22 protein-coding genes are annotated in these 20,216 nt (G+C 41.9%); 17 read left to right on the top strand and 5 right to left on the bottom strand.

The annotated features are described in order from the left end of the window. The first annotated feature begins 3 nt into the window (after positions 1-3). The 15 genes from MK127_01435 (at position 4) to MK127_01365 (ending at position 15,190) form a co-directional block, all read left to right on the top strand. Positions 4-939: a YidC/Oxa1 family membrane protein insertase gene (locus tag MK127_01435; GenBank protein MCH2531464.1), complete on the top strand. Its 936-nt coding sequence runs from the start codon at positions 4-6 to the stop codon at positions 937-939. Next, positions 866-1,552 (top strand): Jag N-terminal domain-containing protein, encoded by a 687-nt coding sequence (locus tag MK127_01430; GenBank protein ID MCH2531463.1) that lies wholly within the window; start codon positions 866-868, stop codon positions 1,550-1,552. Before MK127_01435 ends, MK127_01430 begins: the two co-directional genes overlap by 74 nt. Before the next feature lies 1 nt (position 1,553). Continuing rightward, complete coding sequence (locus MK127_01425) at positions 1,554-2,390, top strand: hypothetical protein (GenBank protein MCH2531462.1); 837 nt, start codon at positions 1,554-1,556, stop codon at positions 2,388-2,390. Further along, a complete protein-coding gene (ileS, locus tag MK127_01420; GenBank protein MCH2531461.1) occupies positions 2,383-5,703 on the top strand; it encodes an isoleucine--tRNA ligase in 3,321 nt (1,106 codons plus the stop codon). Before MK127_01425 ends, ileS begins: the two co-directional genes overlap by 8 nt. Beyond that, positions 5,700-6,665 (top strand): NAD(P)-dependent oxidoreductase, encoded by a 966-nt coding sequence (locus tag MK127_01415; GenBank protein MCH2531460.1) that lies wholly within the window; start codon positions 5,700-5,702, stop codon positions 6,663-6,665. The genes ileS and MK127_01415 overlap by 4 nt, the downstream gene beginning before the upstream one ends. A 67-nt stretch (positions 6,666-6,732) precedes the next feature. After that, positions 6,733-7,677, top strand: a complete 945-nt coding sequence (locus MK127_01410) for an NAD(P)-dependent oxidoreductase (protein MCH2531459.1) — start codon at positions 6,733-6,735, stop codon at positions 7,675-7,677. Continuing rightward, complete coding sequence (locus MK127_01405; GenBank protein ID MCH2531458.1) at positions 7,677-8,489, top strand: aspartate dehydrogenase; 813 nt, start codon at positions 7,677-7,679, stop codon at positions 8,487-8,489. The genes MK127_01410 and MK127_01405 overlap by 1 nt, the downstream gene beginning before the upstream one ends. A gap of 47 nt (positions 8,490-8,536) precedes the next feature. Then, positions 8,537-9,235 carry a ribonuclease PH gene (rph, locus tag MK127_01400; protein ID MCH2531457.1) on the top strand — a complete coding sequence of 233 codons (699 nt, stop codon included), beginning with the start codon at positions 8,537-8,539 and terminating at the stop codon, positions 9,233-9,235. A 45-nt stretch (positions 9,236-9,280) separates the two neighbouring features. Continuing rightward, positions 9,281-10,369, top strand: a complete 1,089-nt coding sequence (locus tag MK127_01395; GenBank protein ID MCH2531456.1) for a trypsin-like peptidase domain-containing protein — start codon at positions 9,281-9,283, stop codon at positions 10,367-10,369. 39 nt (positions 10,370-10,408) lie between these two features. Beyond that, a complete protein-coding gene (locus MK127_01390; protein ID MCH2531455.1) occupies positions 10,409-11,704 on the top strand; it encodes an MFS transporter in 1,296 nt (431 codons plus the stop codon). A 92-nt stretch (positions 11,705-11,796) separates the two neighbouring features. Further along, positions 11,797-12,732: a branched-chain amino acid transaminase gene (locus MK127_01385; protein ID MCH2531454.1), complete on the top strand. Its 936-nt coding sequence runs from the start codon at positions 11,797-11,799 to the stop codon at positions 12,730-12,732. A gap of 7 nt (positions 12,733-12,739) precedes the next feature. Next, a complete protein-coding gene (locus tag MK127_01380; protein MCH2531453.1) occupies positions 12,740-13,192 on the top strand; it encodes a hypothetical protein in 453 nt (150 codons plus the stop codon). Next, on the top strand, positions 13,177-13,746 hold the full coding sequence (locus MK127_01375; protein ID MCH2531452.1) for a phosphatase PAP2 family protein: 570 nt from the start codon (positions 13,177-13,179) through the stop codon (positions 13,744-13,746). The genes MK127_01380 and MK127_01375 overlap by 16 nt, the downstream gene beginning before the upstream one ends. 73 nt (positions 13,747-13,819) lie before the next feature. Then, positions 13,820-14,167, top strand: a complete 348-nt coding sequence (locus MK127_01370) for an iron-sulfur cluster assembly accessory protein (protein ID MCH2531451.1) — start codon at positions 13,820-13,822, stop codon at positions 14,165-14,167. Between the two features lie 36 nt (positions 14,168-14,203). Then, positions 14,204-15,190, top strand: a complete 987-nt coding sequence (locus MK127_01365) for a hypothetical protein (protein ID MCH2531450.1) — start codon at positions 14,204-14,206, stop codon at positions 15,188-15,190. On the opposite strand, the gene MK127_01360 is transcribed toward MK127_01365, so the two are convergent. The 5 genes from MK127_01360 to MK127_01340 are packed head-to-tail and all read right to left on the bottom strand — an operon-like array spanning position 15,191 to position 18,454. Further along, positions 15,191-15,925 carry a PIG-L family deacetylase gene (locus tag MK127_01360; GenBank protein MCH2531449.1) on the bottom strand — a complete coding sequence of 245 codons (735 nt, stop codon included), beginning with the start codon at positions 15,923-15,925 and terminating at the stop codon, positions 15,191-15,193. Further along, on the bottom strand, positions 15,925-16,668 hold the full coding sequence (gene fabG / locus MK127_01355; protein ID MCH2531448.1) for a 3-oxoacyl-[acyl-carrier-protein] reductase: 744 nt from the start codon (positions 16,666-16,668) through the stop codon (positions 15,925-15,927). Before fabG ends, MK127_01360 begins: the two co-directional genes overlap by 1 nt. Continuing rightward, the gene (plsX, locus tag MK127_01350; GenBank protein MCH2531447.1) at positions 16,658-17,659 is read right to left on the bottom strand and encodes a phosphate acyltransferase PlsX; all 1,002 of its coding nucleotides are present in this window, start codon (positions 17,657-17,659) and stop codon (positions 16,658-16,660) included. Before plsX ends, fabG begins: the two co-directional genes overlap by 11 nt. Further along, positions 17,652-18,065: a MaoC family dehydratase gene (locus MK127_01345; protein ID MCH2531446.1), complete on the bottom strand. Its 414-nt coding sequence runs from the start codon at positions 18,063-18,065 to the stop codon at positions 17,652-17,654. The genes plsX and MK127_01345 overlap by 8 nt, the downstream gene beginning before the upstream one ends. Beyond that, the gene (locus MK127_01340) at positions 18,065-18,454 is read right to left on the bottom strand and encodes a hypothetical protein (GenBank protein ID MCH2531445.1); all 390 of its coding nucleotides are present in this window, start codon (positions 18,452-18,454) and stop codon (positions 18,065-18,067) included. The genes MK127_01345 and MK127_01340 overlap by 1 nt, the downstream gene beginning before the upstream one ends. A gap of 61 nt (positions 18,455-18,515) precedes the next feature. On the opposite strand from MK127_01340, the gene MK127_01335 reads away from it, so the two are divergent. Then, positions 18,516-19,247: an aspartate/glutamate racemase family protein gene (locus tag MK127_01335; protein MCH2531444.1), complete on the top strand. Its 732-nt coding sequence runs from the start codon at positions 18,516-18,518 to the stop codon at positions 19,245-19,247. Positions 19,248-19,415: 168 nt separating this feature from the next. Continuing rightward, positions 19,416-20,207 (top strand): enoyl-CoA hydratase/isomerase family protein, encoded by a 792-nt coding sequence (locus MK127_01330; protein MCH2531443.1) that lies wholly within the window; start codon positions 19,416-19,418, stop codon positions 20,205-20,207. The last annotated feature ends 9 nt before the right edge of the window (positions 20,208-20,216 follow it).

Below are 20,216 nucleotides of genomic sequence, written 5' to 3'. Positions count from 1 at the left end.
GTTATGGAATTTTTGGGCCTGATTTGGAATGAATTAATTACCAAACCCATGACGAACAGTCTATTGGGCCTCTACGTACTACTAGGCGCAAATTTAGGCATAGCAATTATTGCTTTCACCGTAATCGTTCGGGCACTTACCTATCCCTTAGTTGTCCGTCAGTTACGTCAAATGAAACGCATGCAAAGCCTTCAGCCTCGGATCAAGGAAATCAACGAAAAATACAAATCTAACCCCCAGCTTCGTGGCCAAGAGACCATGAAAGTTTACAAAGAAACAGGTGTTAATCCTGTTGGGTGTTTAGGCCCCTTAGTAATTCAAATGCCTATATTTATAGGGCTTTTTTGGGCAATTAATGGTGTACTACCGTTTACTCCAGAGAATTTGGCTGGCCTATCTGGGAAATTATATTCTTGGTTACCTTTACTGGATTCAGTAGTACCTGTTAATCGTGCGTTCCTTGGAATGGACCTCGCGCTCGAGCCAATGCGCGCAGGGAGTACTTTAGGTTTCATTCTTGTAGGGCTTTCTGGCTTAAGTATGTACGTGCAGCAAAAAATGAGCCAAGTTTCCACATCTGACCCTGCACAACAAAGTACGCAGCGAATGATGCTATTTATGTTCCCCGTCATGTTTGGGATGTTCAGTTTATTTTTCCCTCTCGGGCTGGTGATTTATTGGGTAGCATCTACTCTAATTGGAATAGTTATGCAGTATTTCGTAACAGGCTGGGGAGGATTGATACCTCAGTCAACTGCATCCGAAGGAAATTCATCTCCAAAGCTAGGTCCAACGCTTGGGGGATATATACAAGATAAGGAGGAAGGCAATGGAGGACCAGAGCCTAATCCGCTCAGCGAAGACAGTGGAAGAAGCGATAGAGCTCGCGACTCTCGAGCTCGGCGTAGGCCGAGACGAAATAGAGGTCGACGTAATTAGTAATGGTAGAGCCGGTATTTTAGGTATTGGCTCTGAACCGGCAAAGGTTCGCGTACAACTAATCACTGAAACCGATGGGGTCGCAAGTGATGCGATACATACGGTACGGGAAATATTGTCATTGCTTAATGTCGAAGTTTCTCCAACCATCCGTAATTCAGGGAAACAGCCGGAAGAGCGTGCAATCATCGACATCCAAGGGGAGGATGCTGGCCTGATTATAGGTAAAAAAGGTGAAACATTACGAGCTCTTCAAATGGTTGTGAATATGATCATCAATAATAATAATGATCGGTCCGTCGGTGTAATAATTGACGTCGAAAAGTATCGAGATCGACGCTACCGAGAATTGCGGATTTTAGCAGAACGTACTGCTCAACGGGTGCGAAATAATGACGAAGAAATTGCCCTAGAACCTATGCCAGCTGGTGACCGGCGAGTTATCCATTCAACTCTCAGCGAGTTTGAAGGCGTTGAAACCATAAGTTCAGGAGAAGGCATACAGCGGAAAGTGACAATACGTCCGGTAGAGAATTCTAGCTCTAGCGAAAGAAAAACTCGTCAGCCAAGGAGAACTAAGGGGCGCGAGTCTACTGAAACGCAACAGGATTAATATGGTTACGGCCTTAGATCCGCAAACTACACCTGCAGACAGAACTAGATTACTGATTACGCTTGGGACTCCCTTCATGCTACTTTCCCTTTCGTCTTTAGTCGCCTGGCCTTGGCGAGCTTTGGAGATTCCTGGATCAGTAGGCTCACTAACTCCACCAAGCTTCATTCTGCTTATCGCTACAGTGGCAGGTTCCACTTTTGCTCTTCGCCGCCGATTGCCGCTTTCGATGATTACATGGCTACCTGCAGGGCAAGGCGCTATAGTTCTACTGGCAACAGGTTTCTTTACCGGAGGGGACGCAACTGAAATAACTGCGATTGCTTTTTTAATTGCGTATATCCTTATATACCTTATAGTCCTGATACTCTCCGTGATAATTTCAAATAATGGAGGGCAACTAGGCGTTAGCTTTGTCTCTTTCTTTATCCTGACTCAAGCAGCGAGATTCCCAATATTTGAAGTAGAAAGTACTACCAGCCTAAGCTGGGCTCCATTCTTTACTTTTATAGCAGCTCTCTTTTCAATTTGTGAGATAATCGTGCTAGTCTGGCTAGCTCGACGAGTTGTTGAAGCTGATGATCGGTCTGGTGCAAAAACAACTTTATTATTAGTAGCTTTAGCAGTATCGCACGGTATCGTTGCATGCTGGCAAGATCCACTATTGAGAGGAACTATGGGAATTGCTGAAATGTTAGAACAAAGCTTCCGTTGGCTAATGTTAGCTGGTATTCAACTTGGAATGGCTGCAGTTTTAATACGATTTCGCATAGCACATATTCGGCAAGAAGCCCAAAGACAAGCCTTACTAGCCGAAGGAACCAATCATAATGGCTAACCAAAACACAGCCTACAATCCCGTTCCCAGCCAAATCAACTTACCTCAGCTTGAACAGGAAATTCTTGATTATTGGCAAAAAATTCAGATCCTTGATGAAGTTGAAAATATACGCTCGCATTCACCAATTTTTGTTTTCTATGAAGGGCCTCCTACTGCAAACGGTAGTCCAGGAATTCATCATGTACTTTCTCGTTCATTTAAAGATGTCATTCTGCGATTCAAAACAATGCAAGGCTATCGGCCGCTTCGGAGAGGTGGATGGGATACACACGGATTACCAGTTGAGCTCGAGGTAGAAAAAGAACTGGGTCTTTCTTCCAAGCAAGAAATTGAGAACTTTGGAATACAAGAATTTAATCAAAAGTGTCGTGAGAGTGTATTCAAATATGTCTCAGAGTGGGAGTCCATGACAGATCGCGTAGGCGTCTGGCTAGATATGGATAACGCTTACGTCACTTATCACAATTCCTATATTGAAACTGCATGGGAGATTTTTAAAAGATTATGGGACCAAGGCCTTATGTACGAAGGCTATAAAGTTACTCCCCACTGTCCAAGATGCGTAACTAGTTTAAGCTCCCATGAAGTTGCACTAGGGTATAAGGACAATACGCCCGACCCTAGTGTGTTTGTCAGATTCCGATTATCTAAGAATCAAGATTCACATGCATCGGACGCCATTCTAAAGAAAATAGGTTTCGAGGCAGGAAGTTGGCCTAACGGCACACCTTCCTTTATAGCTTGGACCACAACTCCATGGACATTAACTGCCAACGCAGCATTAGCAGTCGGGCCAAATGAAAAATATGTACTTTGTACAAGTACCGTATCGCAAGAACTTGCTATTGTTGCATCTAATTTAAAGACGAAAGTCCTTGGAGATGAGTGGGATCCAATTGTTGAATTTTCAGGAACCGAACTCGCGGGAATTCAATACGATCCACCATATAGTTCACTACCGATTAATACTCATACTTATCGAGTCTTAACAGCTGCATATGTCACAACTGACGACGGTACGGGCATAGTGCATACTGCCGTGGCATATGGAGCAGAGGATGCTGAATTAGGTAAGGCTCATGGCATTGAAACGTTTCATACTGTTGATTTAAAGGGAACATTACAAAGTCCTTTCCCTGGTGGCGGTAAGTTCGTAAAGGATGCGGATAAGGAAATCATCAAAGATTTGATGAACAGGGAATTGCTTTTCAAAGATACATCTCCTTATTTACACACTTACCCTTTCTGCTGGCGCTGCAACACACCATTGCTGTATTACGCTAAAGCTTCGTGGTACATACAAACTACTTCTAAAAAGGAAGCAATGGTGCAAGGAAATCGCGCTATAAAATGGGTACCTGAACATATTCAAGAAGGAAGGTTCGGTGAATGGTTACGTAATAATATCGATTGGTCAGTGTCCCGTGAGCGATATTGGGGAACGCCTATACCCATATGGAGATGTCAAGACGATAGCGAACATTTAAAAGTAATCGGGTCAAAAATTGAATTGCAAAGCCAGTGTAATAACTCAGAAAATATTGACTTCATCAATCTCGATTTACACAAACCATTCATTGATCAAATAAAGATCAACTGTAACCAGTGCACGGGAATTATGGAGCGCATACCTGAAGTTGCGGATGCATGGTTTGACTCAGGTGCAATGCCATTTGCTCAATGGAACTATCCAGTAACTTTAAAAGGGCCCGATTCAAACCCCATAACACTCAATAATATTGATGATCTAATCGAAAGTCCTTTTTTCCCTGCGAATTATATTACTGAAGCGGTTGACCAAACTCGTGGATGGTTTTATAGCCTCCTTGCACTGTCTACATTAATTGCTGATAAACCTTCTTTTGAAAGCTGCTTGGTTCTAGGCCTCATTCTAGATGGCAAAGGGGAAAAGATGTCCAAATCCAAGGGAAATGTGGTGAACCCTTGGGACGTAGTTTCAGAACACGGTGCGGATGCATTACGGTGGTATCTATTCACAGCAGCTCCAGCTTCAGAAGCACGAAGATTTTCGACAGAACTCGTGCAAGAAACGTTACGGCAATTCATTCTTACTTTATGGAATACATATAGTTTCTTCACGACCTATGCAAATATAGATAATTTCGATGCAGATAAATATTCTTCGTTTTGGAAAACTGAAACAGGAAGCCCTGACTTAGCTGAGCTACCTCCAAATGAACTCGATAAATGGATAATTTCGGAGTTAAACGAGCTGGTCAAGCAAGTTTCTAACGATCTAGACGAAATTAATCCCACTTCAGCAGGGCGTAAAATACAAGACTTCGTAGATTTATTATCAAATTGGTATGTAAGGCGTAGCCGCCGAAGGTTCTGGAAATCAGAAAATGATGATGACAAAATTTGGGCTTATGTCAGTCTATATTCTTGCCTTTTGACAGTTAGTAAGTTGATAGCACCTTTAGCTCCATTTATTTCTGACGCTATTTTCCAAAACCTTGCACCAAAAAACTCACCGAAAAGTGTGCATTTATCTGACTTCCCTGTTTCAAACGAACTTCTAATTGATAATGAACTTTCTCGTGCAGTAAGGCTAGCTAAGCGAATTGCAAGCTTAGGTAGAAGTGCGCGTAGTAAGGGAAAAATTAAAGTAAGGCAACCATTAGCTAGCCTGCTGGTTCGCCCAAGACCTGAAGATAGCGCGCTAATTCCGCTTGTCGAAAATCAAATTCGTGAAGAGCTAAATGTTAAAACAATATCTATTGCTTCTGCAGAAGATATTGGTAATTACGTAATCAAACCAAACCTGCCGGTTCTAGGGCCAAAACTTGGCTCTACACTGAGCAAAGTTCGAGCAGGGATCGAGAGTGCCAATGCCTCGCTACTAATGCAGAGCCTAGCTAAAGATGGAAGCGTAGTTATCGAACAATCCAATTTACTTGCCGAGGATTTACTAATTGAGCTTCAACCAAAAGATGACGTAATTGCAAGTATGGAAAGTTCGTCAGATGGGCTAATCGTAGGGATTAACACTCTTATTACTGAAGATTTACTCGACGAAGGCTTCACCCGAGAAATAATTCATCGAATACAAAACATGAGAAAAAGCGCGGGACTAAAGATTGAAGACCGTATAGTTTGCTATATCGATTGCACCCATTCCCATTCTTCAAATGCACTTAGAAAGCATGCAAGTTACTTAAAAGAAGAAACTTTAAGCGATACTTTGCACTTTGAAACGCCTACACAAAATGCCTATTCGGAGCAACACGAAATTGAGGGGGTCATATTGAATATCGGAATCACAAAGACCGAAGTGAAAATCCTATGACAACGCTTATCACCGGAGGGTTTGGTTTTATCGGAGCGCATGTGGTCAAAAAATTTACTGACGCAGGAGAAAGCGTTGTTGTAACTTCATATGAAAATCTAGAACCTCCTAGTTTTCTGAGACAAGAAGTGAAAAATGGGCTACTTATCAAGCAAATTGATATTGGGGAGCCCGGAGCTATTGAACGTCTATCTAAGGAACATAACGTCAATACAATAATTAATTTAGCTATCCATCGGAAATCCTCTTCTGATCCAGCAGAAGATATCCGTATAAATATGGATAAACTTTCCCATTTTTTTGAGGGAGCGTTAAAAAGTGGTGTCGAGAAATTGTTTTGGGCATCCAATGGAGCAATATTTGCCGAATTACCCGAAGGTCCGTTTTATGAAGACACCGCAGTCTCTCTATCTGGAGCCATTCAACCAGGGGCTTTTAAAAAAGCATGGGAAGTATTAGCGCATAATTTCGCACAAAATTATCAAATACAGTCATCATTAAAAATTGTCTCTATGCGAATAAGTGGAGTGTTTGGACCAACTTATCGCTCAATGCTGAATTTACCTAGTCGGTTATGTCACGCTGCATCAAAAAATCTTCCTCCTGATTTTTCTGCGCAGCGTGGAGGTGTTCCTTATTCTGATGACACTTTCGACTTGACCTATGCCAAAGACGTTGCGGCGGCAGTACTTGCTCTCTACGAGGCTGATGATTTGCCTCATCTCGTTTACAACATCTCGCGCGGTACAACAGTCAGAGCACAGGAATTAGTAGATGCTGTTACGAAAGTCAAATCCAATTTCACTCCGCAACTACAGGAAGGGGCTGGGCCTCGGTTTAGAGCCAATGCATACCTAGATAACTCCAGGGTATTAAAAGACTCGAAATGGGAACCAAAGTTCCATATCGAATCGGCAATAGAAGATTATTTAGATTGGCTTGATTCTGGTGAACAATATTGATCACTAGTACCAAGAAGCACAATAGTTTACTCTAACAAAGATTTAATTCGTTTTTCATGGAGGGGCAATGACTGTTTTAATTACTGGGGGCATGGGGTTTATAGGACTCCACACTACAAAATCACTTGTAGAAGCAGGGGAAGACGTAGTAATCACGTATTACCAAACCTGGCGAGAGCCAAGTTTTATAAAAGATGAATTTGGTAAACGGGTAACTGTAGAAAAAGCTGATGTCTCCCAGCCAGCAGTTATAGAAGAACTTGCCAAAAAACATAACGTCGAGCACATTGTGCACTTAGCCGTCCCTGGGGTCGCTGCTCTTAGTGCCTACGAAGACTATAGAGTCAATATGAACGGCCTTATTGGTGTACTTGAAGCAGCTACAAACGCAAAAGTAAAACGGCTTTCCCTAGCTAGCTCCATAGCAACATATCATTCACTTCCTTCAGGACCATACAAAGAAACAGATCTTTTGCCCGTGCAATCTGCTAACCCTACCGAAACATTCAAAAAAGCTTGGGAAATACTCTCTTTCCATTACGCTGACCGAACTGGACTTGAGGTAATTGCAATGAGGATTGGTGGGATATGGGGCCCGCTATATCACTCTATGATGAACCTCCCAAGCAGACTTGCTCACGCAGCTTATAACGGTACTGAACCCGATTATTCACGCGGAATCCCATTTGCTGAGGACACAGGTGATGTCTGCTATGTAAAGGACTGTGCGGAAGGGATCAAATTAATCGTGACTAAGGAAAAGCTGGAGCACCGAATTTATAACATCAGCTCCGGTATTGCTGTCACCAACCAGCAACTTGTAGATGCTGCTCTTTCAGTGGAACCAAATGCGAAGCTTTCTTTACAGCCCGGTAAAAGCCCTGCATACAAAGAAAATAACTTCCTCGATATGTCGAGAGCAGAATCTGAACTTGGATTCGTTAATAAATTTGGACCTAAAGAAGCCATGGCCGACTACATAGAATGGCTAAAAGAGGGTAACGAGCAATAGTGATCAGCAATAGCCTTTCAATAGGGATAGTCGGGTGCGGAGCAATTGGAAGAGCAATCTTACAAGCTTCTGATCAAGGTACTCTGAATGTGAAAGTGGTCGGGGTTAATAGTAAGTCAGAGGAAAAAGCTAAAGCTTATATTCGGACCCTGAGAAACCCGCCATCTTTTATGTCACAAGACGAACTCATCGATCAAGCAGACCTAATCGTGGAAGCAGCCGGTAGTGAAGTTGTCCCAGATTTAGTGAGAAATGCTTTTCACAATAAAAAAGGAGCAATGGTAATCAGTGTGGGAGCTTTAATCGCAAATTCTGAGTTGCTTGAACTAGCGCGTGATACCAATTGCAGATTGTTGATGCCGTCTGGCGCAATCATTGGACTAGATGGGATCAAATCTGCGGCGGTGGGGAGAATAGATAGGGTAGTAATGGAATCGCGAAAAGCCCCTGAAGCCCTTGCAGGCGCTCCTCATGTCTTAGATAGTGCCATTGATTTGTGGAGCTTGAATGAGGAAACAGTAATTTTTGAAGGCAATGCCAGAGAAGCTTGTGTTGGATTCCCTGCTAACTTAAACGTCTCAGCAGCTGTCAGTTTTGCAGGAATTGGCCCCGATGCTACAACTGTAAAAATGATCGCCGCTCCCGGGTTACAAAGAAATTGCCATGACATAGAGGTTGAAGGTGAATTCGGGTTAATGCGAATTCATCTGGAGAATATACCTGGGGAAAACCCGAAAACTGGAAAATTAACAGCGATGTCTATAATTCGTACTATCCAACAAGAAGTTGACCCAGTGCGACTAGGCACGTAAATCAAGGTGAATAATTGAATAGAGTAGATGGCCGCAACACAAATCAAATTCGTCCAACTAGCATAAAAATTGGTATTCAAGATTACGCTGAAGGATCAGTGCTAATAGAAACTGGCCAAACAAAGGTGATCTGTGCTGCAAGTATTGACGAAAAAGTTCCACCTTTCTTAAGAGGCCAAGGTAGAGGATGGGTTACGGCAGAATACAATATGCTACCCAGAGCTACACATACCAGGACTTCAAGGGAGCGCAGTCTTTCAAGCGGCAGAACTCATGAAATTCAAAGGCTGATAGGTAGATCCTTGCGTGCAGTGTGTGACCTAGAAAAAATTGGCGAAAGATCAATAAATATTGACTGCGATGTCCTGCAAGCTGATGGAGGAACGCGGACCGCATCCATCACGGGGGCATATGTCGCTCTATACCAAGCGCTTCTTTTATTGGTCCAAAAAAAAGCACTGCATCATGTACCACTCAAAGAAAGTGTTGCAGCGACAAGCGTGGGTATATTGAACGACGTTCCTGTGCTTGACTTATGCTATGAAGAGGATTTCAAAGCATCCGTAGATTTGAATGTTGTAATGACAGATTCCGGAGAATTCGTAGAAGTGCAAGGCACTGCTGAAGAGTCGCCGTTCTCCCGAGAAATGTTAAGCGAGATGCTAGATCTAGCGGCTGCGGGTATAAAAGAACTGCACGAGATCCAAAGAGTAACGATTTCAGACCTCTCAAAATTACATAATTGACGCCATATCCATTTATACTATTAAGAGCCTCCACATAAGTGAGTTATGTTAAGTTTGTTAAAAAAAGTAAATTACTTTTTCCTTCTTATAGCTTTTTGCATCGGTTGTACCAGTACCGCCGCGCCTACTGCAACTCCTATGCCGTTGCCTGAGCCAACGCCTACTGTAACTAACGAATCCTCATTGCCTTCAATCCAATTGCCTGATATCGCATCCGTTGTTGAAAAAGTTATGCCATCAGTCGTACAAGTTATCACTGACGTTCAACAAACATCCTTTTTTGGGCAACCTTCAATCGGTCGATCGCAGGGTTCAGGAGTATTTTTTGATAATCGCGGATATCTTTTAACCAACCATCATGTAGTTGAAAATGCAACCAAAGTTGAAATAGCCCTAATAAACCGACAACGCATTACTGCCGAAATTATTGGAACAGATCCGGAAACTGATCTTGCAGTATTAAAAGTAAACCCTGCAGATATTGAGGACTTCGCTATTGCTCCTATCGGTAATGCGAGTGAAATGCGCATTGGAGATTGGGTCATCACTATTGGAAGTCCGTTGGGGTTTGAAGGCTCCGTCACAGTTGGCGTAGTAAGTGCAAAAGATCGTTCACTTAATATTGACGCTAGCACACGATTAGATGACCTAATTCAAACAGACGCTGTTATTAACCCAGGGAATAGCGGCGGTCCTTTACTCAACCTTAGAGGCGAAATTATCGGTATCAATACAGCGATAATTAGAGGCGGTCAGGCAGATGGCATTGGCTTCGCAATTAGCGTGGACACAGCTTCTTCTATCGCAAGTCAACTAATTGATCATGGTCGTGTAATTAGGCCAAGAATAGGCGTCATGATCCGTGATGTAACTCCTGCAACAGCAGCAGAACTTAAACTTCCTATCGACGAAGGAATTCTTGTTGTTTCTGTATCAGAAGACGGTCCTGCAAGCAGAGCAGGTATAAAAGCTAATGATGTAATTGTCCAAATCGATAATAATACTGTCTCTTCTATGACTGAGCTTGTTAGGCTGATACTTAAAAAATACCAAGTTGGCGACAATATACGAGTGACAGTTGTGCGAAATACAATTTACCTAACATTTGACGTTACATTAGAAAATTTAGATTGATATTTTCGCATTGATAAATGCAGGAAGCATCCTTAGCTAATGCAACAAAATAATTCAAACCCGAGAATATTTTTCGGATGGTATATCGTAGCTGGTAGTGTTATTACTAACGCGATTTTATCCGCTGCTTATTTCCAAGGGTTCAATGCGTTCATATTGCCAATTGAGAGTCACTTCGGTTGGAGTCGATCAGTGATTAGTGGCGCAATGTCTCTCCGTCAACTTGAGTCCGGGATCATAAGCCCTGTAGTAGGGTTTCTACTCGATAAAATCAGGCCACGCACTTTGCTATTCTGGAGTGCAATCACCACCGGGATCGGTCTCATTTCCTTGGGCCTCATTAATGGAATCGTTACTTTTTATCTAGCTATATTCGTTGTATCTATCGGTACTTCAGGAATGAGTCATGCCGTTACTTGGCCAGTAGTAATCGCTAGATGGTTTCGAAAAAAATTAGGTCTCGCAACGGGTATTGCAGTTATGGGACCAATTTTTGGTTCTCCATTTGTAATACTAAACACTTCATTGGAAGAAACATTCGGATGGCGATCTATACTCATAGGGTATGGGGTTATAGTCTTAATGTTTCTTACGCTCATTAGTGCAATTGCACGAGAGAGGCCAGAGAAATATGGTTTACTTCCTGACGGGGAGCATTCACAAGAACTTTCAAATTACAGTACAAATAACCCCTCTAAAACGATAGAGCACGGAATGAGGCTTGGCGAAGCAGCGCGTACATTGGAATTTTGGCTATTTACTGGGTATCTATCAGGAATGTTCATGGTTAATTCTGCATTCCAAGTTCATCTAATCCCCTATTTCATACAAGATGTTGGACTTACTGCAAAATCTGCAGCAGTAATTTTCACGCTTGTATTTACGCTTAGCGGAGTGGGAAGGATGGGCGCAGGCTATATGTTAGATAAGGCAGATTATCGCCTTGTGCTATGCACGGTAGCAGCATTTATGGGACTTGCTTTCATATATCTGCAACTTGTTACAGTCAGTTCTATACTTATGGCAGCCCCTTTCATAATTTTATTCGGAGTGGGCTTTGGGAGCATCATTCCAATGCGAGGGACATTGGGCAGCATGATGTTTGGTACAAAATCACTAGGGTCAATAGTCGGAGTATTACAGGGTGGAGCAGTTGCTGCAGGAGTAATCGGTCCTATTTTCATGGGAGTTATCTTTGATATAGATGGGAGGTATTTCCTATCTATATGGGGGCTAGTGGCAGTTTGCGTAATAATGATCCCTTTGTCCTTTTTAATGAAATCTCATTCAAAATTACAAATTCGATTAGCAACAGTTATGAATACCGATGGCTGATGCGAAATGAATATATAATATTTGACACGCTGAGATATAGATGACGATAATCTTCTGATTGCAATAAAGGTTATATAAGCGAGAAAACATAAATGTCCAATCCTGTAGCTTTCCTGAATGGTGAATATGTCCCCTTACACGAAGCAAAAGTCGGCATAATGACGCATGCACTTCATTACGGTACAGGAGCATTTGAAGGAATTCGTGGAAACTGGAATTCCAAAGATAAGAAAATATACATTTACAAGCTAAGGGAGCACTACGAAAGACTCCTTAGTGGGTGCAAAATGCTTTGGATAGACCTTCCATACAGCGTTCAAGACCTGTGTGACATAACTGTTGAAGTTGTAGAACGTTCGGGATTTACAGAAGATCTCTATATTCGCCCAGTTGCGTATAAATCCGAAGAAAAGGTTGCGAACTTAAACCTTAAGGCGCTTGCTGATGGATTCTTTTGCCTCGCAATACCATTCGGCAACTACATCGATACGGATGGAGCAATCAATTGCTGTGTAGCATCGTATCGCAGAATTGATGACACAATGGTACCTCCACGCTTCAAACTGAATGGACTGTATCTTAATTCGATACTCGCAAAAACCGACGCTTTAGCAACAGGATTTGATGAAGCCATAATGCTAAATACGGACGGTCACGTCAGTGAAGGGACAGGCGAAAATATATTCTTTGTATACGGAAACACTATCGCTACTCCTACCCTAGAAAGCAACGTGCTACCAGGAATTACTCGCCAGACTGTTATTGATCTTGCTCAAGAAGAGCTCGGTATGAAAATTGTAGAACGGCCGGTAGATAGAAGCGAGCTTTATACTGCAGAAGAGATTTTCTTGTCTGGTACAGCCGCGCATATACAGGGAGTTGGTTCAGTGGACCATCGAAAAGTAGGAAATGGCGCCGTTGGACCTGTTACTAGAAAACTACAGGAACTTTATTTCCCGATAGTGCGTGGGGACAATACAAAATATATGAATACTTTGACCGTAGCTTCCCCAAATAATATTCATTAGAGAGACCATGTCAGGTTTTGAATTCGAATACACCTTATGGGTTTTCTTGAGTACCATAGGAGTATTCCAATATACAGTACTGAAAAATAATTTATGGGGCTTTGTAGTGCTTCGTAACATGCCGTCAACTACAAAAATTTTATCGGTCGCAATCGTAATTTGCTCATTCCTATGGTTCTTTCTTAGTGAAGATCGGAATGTACCAGACACAGCTGAAGGAATTGATGGCGTCGTTCAAACCCGTTGGTTTGCTATCGGTGCAATTAGTGCAATTGCCCTACTATCTCTTATTTCATCTATTACTAATCACCGTTGGGGTGCGCAACATGGATGGGATTCAAGTGCACAAAATTGGCCTCCAATAGGTATTTCATGGATAGAAAAAACCACTTTCTTGCGAGCAATTTTCTGCATAATTCAAGCTATCTATAAAAACGGAATCATATGGAAAATTCGATAGTTTTATCCCTAAACACAATTGTAGGTAAATCTGCGACCTTAGATTTCATCATGGGAATATTGGTTAGTGATTATGCTGTTCCGGTAATTGGAAGTCTAATTTTAATGTCCCTATGGTTTACGGGTAACGAAAAAGATCGATCGTACAATCAAGCAATCACATTAATCGGTACAGGAAGTGTGGGAATATCCAATTTAATTACATCAATGATTAATGTTCGTATAGATCGGGCTAGGCCCTTCGTTGAAAATGAACTTAAGCCGTTATTCTACGAACCTACTGACCCTTCATTCCCATCGAATGCTGCAGCTGTTGGTTTCGCAATTGCGACATGTGTTGTATTCAAGCACCGAAAAACAGGAGTCCTACTTTATTTACTTGCGTTCGGATGGGGATTTGCTCGCGTTTACGCAGGAGTACATTTCCCCACCGATATAATCGGTGGTGCTTTGATAGGAATTTCTGCAGCAATATTAGTTGCTGCAATTGTCAGGCTTTTTCTTTTCATACCCAGAAATATACATAAGGTTTTTCGACTCTTCTACTTAGCTTGATTTTCAACTTACTGTTCTTATTACTTGACTATGGGCTAGATACTTTTTACGATATCTCCACATAGAGGAAATTATGTCAATCACAACTGAACCTTTGACGATCACAATCACTGAGAACGGAGCAAAGCATGTCCGCAGCTTCATGGAAGCAGAGGGCGTTGCATCTGGAATACTAAGAGTTGCAGTCAAAGGTGGAGGCTGTTCTGGTCTAACCTATGCCTTGGATATTGCGTCTGAGGCACAAGAAGATGACAAAGTAATACAGCAAAACGGGGTAACACTTGCTGTTGACAAAAAAAGCTATATTTTCCTTGCTGGAACAGAACTAGATTACTCTGGGGGATTAAACGGTAAAGGGTTTGTTTTCAATAATCCCAATGCAAAGAAATCCTGCGGGTGCGGTACATCGTTTGCCGTCTAGTACTGATAAATCGAACTCTAATTTTCTATGCCAACTATGACAACCAATTCAGGCCGTGAATCACTCATGGAAGGCCGATCTATTTTCTCAGATATTAGCGAGCACGGTCGACTGCACATGTCTGGTTCTGATGCAATTGACCTTCTTAACAGGCTCACTACAAATGATCTTTCTGCATTTAAGAGTAATTCTGCAATCTCAACAGTTATTACCAATGGTGATGCAAAAGTAATCGACTATTTGCTTTTGGCCGGAGATGGACGCCAAGGACTTTGGTGTGTCACAAGTAATAAACGTTCTTCTACAGTAGCTGATTGGCTTGATCTATATACGTTCGGTGAAGATATAACTACAGAAGATCGAACAGAAAACACAGGGCAACTCATAATCCTAAAACTGCCAGGTGCTTCATTTTCATTAGCTGAAAATGAAGGTTTCAGCATTCCTGCAAATAGCAGTAGTTCAACAGAAAATCCTTTTAATTCAGTAATGTTCTCTGCAAATTTTGGGCAATATCTCTCCTATCATATTCTGGTTCCAAATAAAGATGATCTTCCGGCAGTAAAGAGTATCTTGAAAGCCCAATCAATTGTCGAAATTAGTACTGAAGAATTCGAAAATTTAAGGATCCACGAAGGCGTCCCTTCATACTCAAAAGAGTTCGGGGAATTTAATAATCCACTTGAAGCACGACTTACTGGTTCCATCAGTGAATCTAAAGGTTGCTATACGGGCCAGGAAGTAATTGCAAGATTGCAAACTTATCAAAAAATACAGCGATTACTTATGTCATTTGAGGCTGACAAAAATATCAGTATCGGAACTATATTAACCACTAAAGATGGACATAATGCAGGAGTCGTCACGTCAGCCTACAAAAATGGTAGCGTGACCAGAGGATTAGCTCTTGTATCTTCGAAGTACGCGAACTCAGACCATTTACTAACGGAAAGTGAGCAAAATGCACTAATTAAGCTTTCCGATCCTAATCATGCACTAGCAACAGAGCCAAGTGAACTGTGATCAACCTAGATAAAAATATTTAAATGATTCAGCTAAATCAAGAGGGATGCCATTTTCTTTAGGCATACGTAGCCAGCTTTTTATTCTCTCATCAAAGGCTTCCGTGATATTTTGCATCTGACTTTCATGAGCTTTTAGAGCCCTCAATTTAGTATCAACCGTACGAGAAACATCAAAAAAAACATTTGCAGAATCATCTCTTGCACCAACATATAAGTGTTCAACTATATGAGCATCTAAGCCTTCTTGTTTTGCTAGGTGCGGGAACATATGAATATCGCGTGCTGAAGGAAATACTGCATCCAAAACAGCATCACCCGTATTCCGATGATCAGGATGGTTAATATAGTTACCTGACCATCGAATAGTCGGATTCTGAGTAATCACTGCAGTCGGTTTATGCTTACGTATAAGCCTCACTATGTCTTCTCTTAATTTCAGAGTGTTTTGGACCATTCCGTCTTCGTAGCGCAAAAATTCTATCGCCTGTACACCTAAAATCCTGCAAACTTCTGCTTGCTCTTTTTCACGTATGACTGCGAGATCAGAGGGCAGGATGCTAGGGTCAGGGGTACCTTTATCACCTGAAGTCACCAATCCATAAACCACCGATTTACCTTCACTACACCATCTTGCAACGCTACCAGCGCACATAAATTCGGCATCGTCAGGATGCGCTACTATAACTAAAATTTTCTCACCTGGACCTGAATGATCAATCGGCCAAATATCCATTAAAGACTTAATCCTCCATCAATACCTATAACTTGTCCGGTTACGTATCGAGCATCCTCGCTTGCTAGAAACGCCACAACACCTGCGACATCTTCGGGAGTCCCAAAATACCCTAGCGGTATCCGCTCTAAAATTTTTTCCTGCAATTGTGAACTAATAGCATCCACCATTTGTGTTTCAATAAAGCCAGGAGCTATAGCATTTACGGTTATCCCACGAGAAGCGACCTCTTTTGCCACTGTTTTTGTGAACCCTATTAGGCCCGCCTTTGCTGCTGTGTAATTCGATTGCCCAGCATTTCCAGTTATCGCTACAACCGAAGACATATTTATTATCCGACCAGAACGTTGGCGGACCATCGATCTCAGCGCAGCTTTTGTGCATAAAAAAGCCCCCTTCAGGTTGGTATCAATGACTTGATCCCAATCTTCTTCGGGTAGCCTCATTATCAAATTATCTTTAGTAATCCCCGCATTGTTAACAAGTATATCCAGTCCTCCAAGTTTATCTTCAGCTGCTTGGATTAGACTTTGAACCTCTAAACTATCTGCAACACTGCCTTTTAGAATTATTGCTTTGCCACCTAATGATTGAATTTCGTCGACCACTTTAGCAGCCTCTTGCTCACTAGCGTTGTAATTAACTCCTACACTTACTCCTTCTGTAGCCAAGCGAATTGCAATCGCTTTGCCAATTCCTCGACTAGCACCCGTGACTAAAGCTTTTTTACCATCAAGATTTATCATCAGAATCCCCTGTCCTAGTTGTTACTCGAGCAAGATCTTCGCGCATTGTCTGAACAAAATTTGAATCCAAAACTTGCATCGCCAATAAAACAGAACCTGCTATGTTCTTTGCACTAGATCTGCCATGACCTGCAATTACTACGCCATTAACACCAAAAAGAGGACCTCCACCACCTTCAGCAGCTTCCGCAAGTCCTTCAATTGCAGCAACCGCGGGATTATCGTTCCCTAGCTTACTTGCTAAATATTGTCCTGCCGCCGCAGCCAGTCCTTCTGTGTATTTCAATAGGACATTACCTACAAATCCGTCGCATACCACGACGTCAGCCTTTCGCATAAATATCTCGTGGGGTTCAATATTGCCAACAAAATTCAAGCCACTCGATTGAAAAAGAGGAAACGCCTCTTGAACTTGCTTATTACCTTTGCCATCTTCGGATCCTACGCTTAGCAACGCTACTCTGGGATCATTTATTTTATGGTAAAATCTCTCAAACGATGCACCAAGCGATCCAAAATTGACTAATTGAGACGGTTTACAATCGACATTGGCACCCAAGTCAATGATTGTTGTTTCTGGAGCCAATCCTATAAACGGTCCCCCTAAAGTAGGTCGTTCAAGCCCATCAAATAACCCAAGCGCAAAAACAGATGCCGCCATAGTTGCCCCAGTTGAACCCATGCTAATTGAAGCATGAGCGATCCCTTCTTTAAGTAGCCCCACTGTAATTGCAATTGAAGAACGAGGTTTTCTGCGTAAGGCCAGTGCGGGATGTTCTCCTTCATTAATAACGTCATCCGCGTGAAGTACCTTGATTGGTAAAGACGCACTTTTATGCCTTTGAAGTTCTTCATGTACAGAACTTTCATCACCAACCAGTATTATTCCTACTCCGTAATCACGAGCAGCAATTACACCTGCTTCAACGGGAACAGCGGGCACATCGTCCCCTCCCATAGCATCTATTGCAATCGTATATTTAGACATAGTCCTCCAGACCTTGTGAATCTAATTTGAGCTTCGCGTCTCCAGTGATTACCTGGCTCTCATTTTGATTAATAACGATAACTTGATAGACCACTTCCTCATCGTTAGAAGATTTTAATTGAGCATTCACTTTCACAACATCACCAGGAAATACAGGTGCTCGAAACCGAGCTTTTAGTTTGCCTGTACGTAACCATGTATTTCCAAATGCACTGGTCATTAATGCTGAGATAAAAGCAAGTATTAGCATTCCATGGGCTATAGTTTTCCCGTAAGGAGTGTTCCTAGCGAATTCCTCATCTAAATGAAGAGGATTATAATCTCCACTTGCTTCAGCATACTTAATCAGACGCTCCTGAGTAATAACATGCTCTATCGGTTTCAATTTTTCAGGAATTTTTCCCATTACTCAGTCACTACCAAAGTGGTCCTTGCAACAAAAATTCTGTCCCTGCTAGCAGAAGTACATTTAAATTCCAAGACTAAAAATCTAATATCACTACGCAATGTATTCGAGTTGATAGCGCAAGTACATTCAACGGAGGCTCCCACGCTAGCCAAATGGTCAACCTCAAGATCTTGGCTAGTATGTACAGTACCTGGCGGCAATTTTATAGCAGCCATTGCTTCAGCCATTGCCTGAGCTAAAATTGCCATCGGAGGTACAATTGCCTCGTCTAAAAATAACGTTGATTTGTCTCCAACCGCATCTAAATAGCACGCTATTTGGTCTTGGGACAGAGCAATGTTTTTTTTAAAAATAATCTGATCTTTTTGAAGTAAGCTTAAATTCATGATCTTCACATGGATTATAGGCGGTTCTAAAATGAAAAATACATGTTCTAGGAGTAAGTAAATGCCTGTAGTAAGCCTTGGATTCTTAAGTGCGAATAACCGAAGAGGTTCACATTATGATGATTTCTTGAACCTTATACCTCAAGAAGCCTCAGTTGAAATTACTCCTTTAAGCCTGTGGAAAGATTCTTTGTACGACCTGAAAGGTAAAACAGAGGAACATATTCATCTGGTAACAGGGCTCCAATCCCAGAATAAATGGGACGGGATTGCATTAATGGGTGCTCCTATGCAAGTACAAAACCCAGATCATATCCAAAAATTACGTGCAGTTATTGAGATCCCCATAACCACAGCTTTGGAAGCAGGGACTGCTGCTTTGAAAGCATTTGGGGCAAAAAAAATTCTTCTTCTTACGCCATTTGATGATGGTCTCAATTCGCTGCTTCAAGATTTCCTTGAAGATCAAGCTTTGGAAGTTTCTGTTCCCATTAATAATAGAACTGATACTCGAAAAGCAGACGTGGATTCCACGGAGCGCAAAACCACTGAAGAAGTGTTTAGCTTAGCAATAAATGCATACCAAGAATATCCTGATGTTGAGGCAATATATTTTCAAGGTGCGCCACTAAACCCCTTACACGCAATTGAAGATATTGAATCTACACTCGGTATACCAGTGATAGCGAGTAATCCTGCAATGTTTTGGCATATTTCTTCTCTTCTAAGCTATCGATTCCCTGGTAGCAAAGGCGGGCGACTGCTAGAAGAGTGGCCCAGCCTTAGTAGGTGATATATAGTCGGCGTATGCAATGTATAGAATGCGGTACTACTTTTGACATCATTGAACAAGAATTAATTCAATGTCCAATCTGTTTAATGACCTACGCTAATTCCGAAGACACATTTATTGAAGATGGTTTGTCATTAAGTGATGTTATGAAAATAATGAGTGAAGCAGATGATACATAAAGGTTTCGCTTTAGATATAGATTCTCCTATAGCTACTATTACAATCAATCGTCCTTCACAGTTGAATGCGATCACATCTGAAATGTGGCAGCAAATTCCTCAAATAGCCACTGAATTACAATCAAATGACTCTGTTCGAGTAGTAATTTTTCAAGGTGCAGGCACCAAGGCATTTTCTGCAGGGGCAGATATTAACGATTTTGATACCACCAGAAGTACCCCTCAACTAGCCCAGAAGTACCGCCAGAATGTTGATGAAGCATGCGATGCGATATCTAGCCTTACTAAGCCTACTGTAGCTGCAATAGAAGGGTATTGCTTGGGTGGAGGCTTTGAGCTAGCGCTCTGTATGGACATAAGAGTTTCCTCTGATACAGCAAAATTTGGATTGCCTGCAGCAAAAAGAGGAATTGCTATTTCACACCATCATTTGGAAAAATTAATTCAAGCTGTTGGTCATAATGAGGCAAATTATCTTTTACTAACTGGGCGTTCTATCGATGCAAATCGTGCACTGTCACTAGGGCTAGTATCTACTATTACCGAACATGGAAAACTTTATGATGCCACTGCAGCATTAGCTATAGAAATTGCTGAACTATCCCCTGTTTCGCATCGTTTCCATAAACAAGCCCTGAGTGATTTAAAACGGTACGGGGGCGTAAGAGGAATTCCTAAGGATTCCCTTCAAGCAATAGATGCTACGGAAGCGAGTAACGATTTTATTGAAGGGGTTATTTCATTTAAAGAAAAAAGGGATGCACATTTCACTGGGAACTGACACATCAGA

This window comes from Dehalococcoidia bacterium, assembly GCA_022449765.1.
Lineage (GTDB): Bacteria > Chloroflexota > Dehalococcoidia > Lucifugimonadales > Australimonadaceae > UBA2963.
This window is presented reverse-complemented; position numbering and strand designations above follow the sequence as displayed.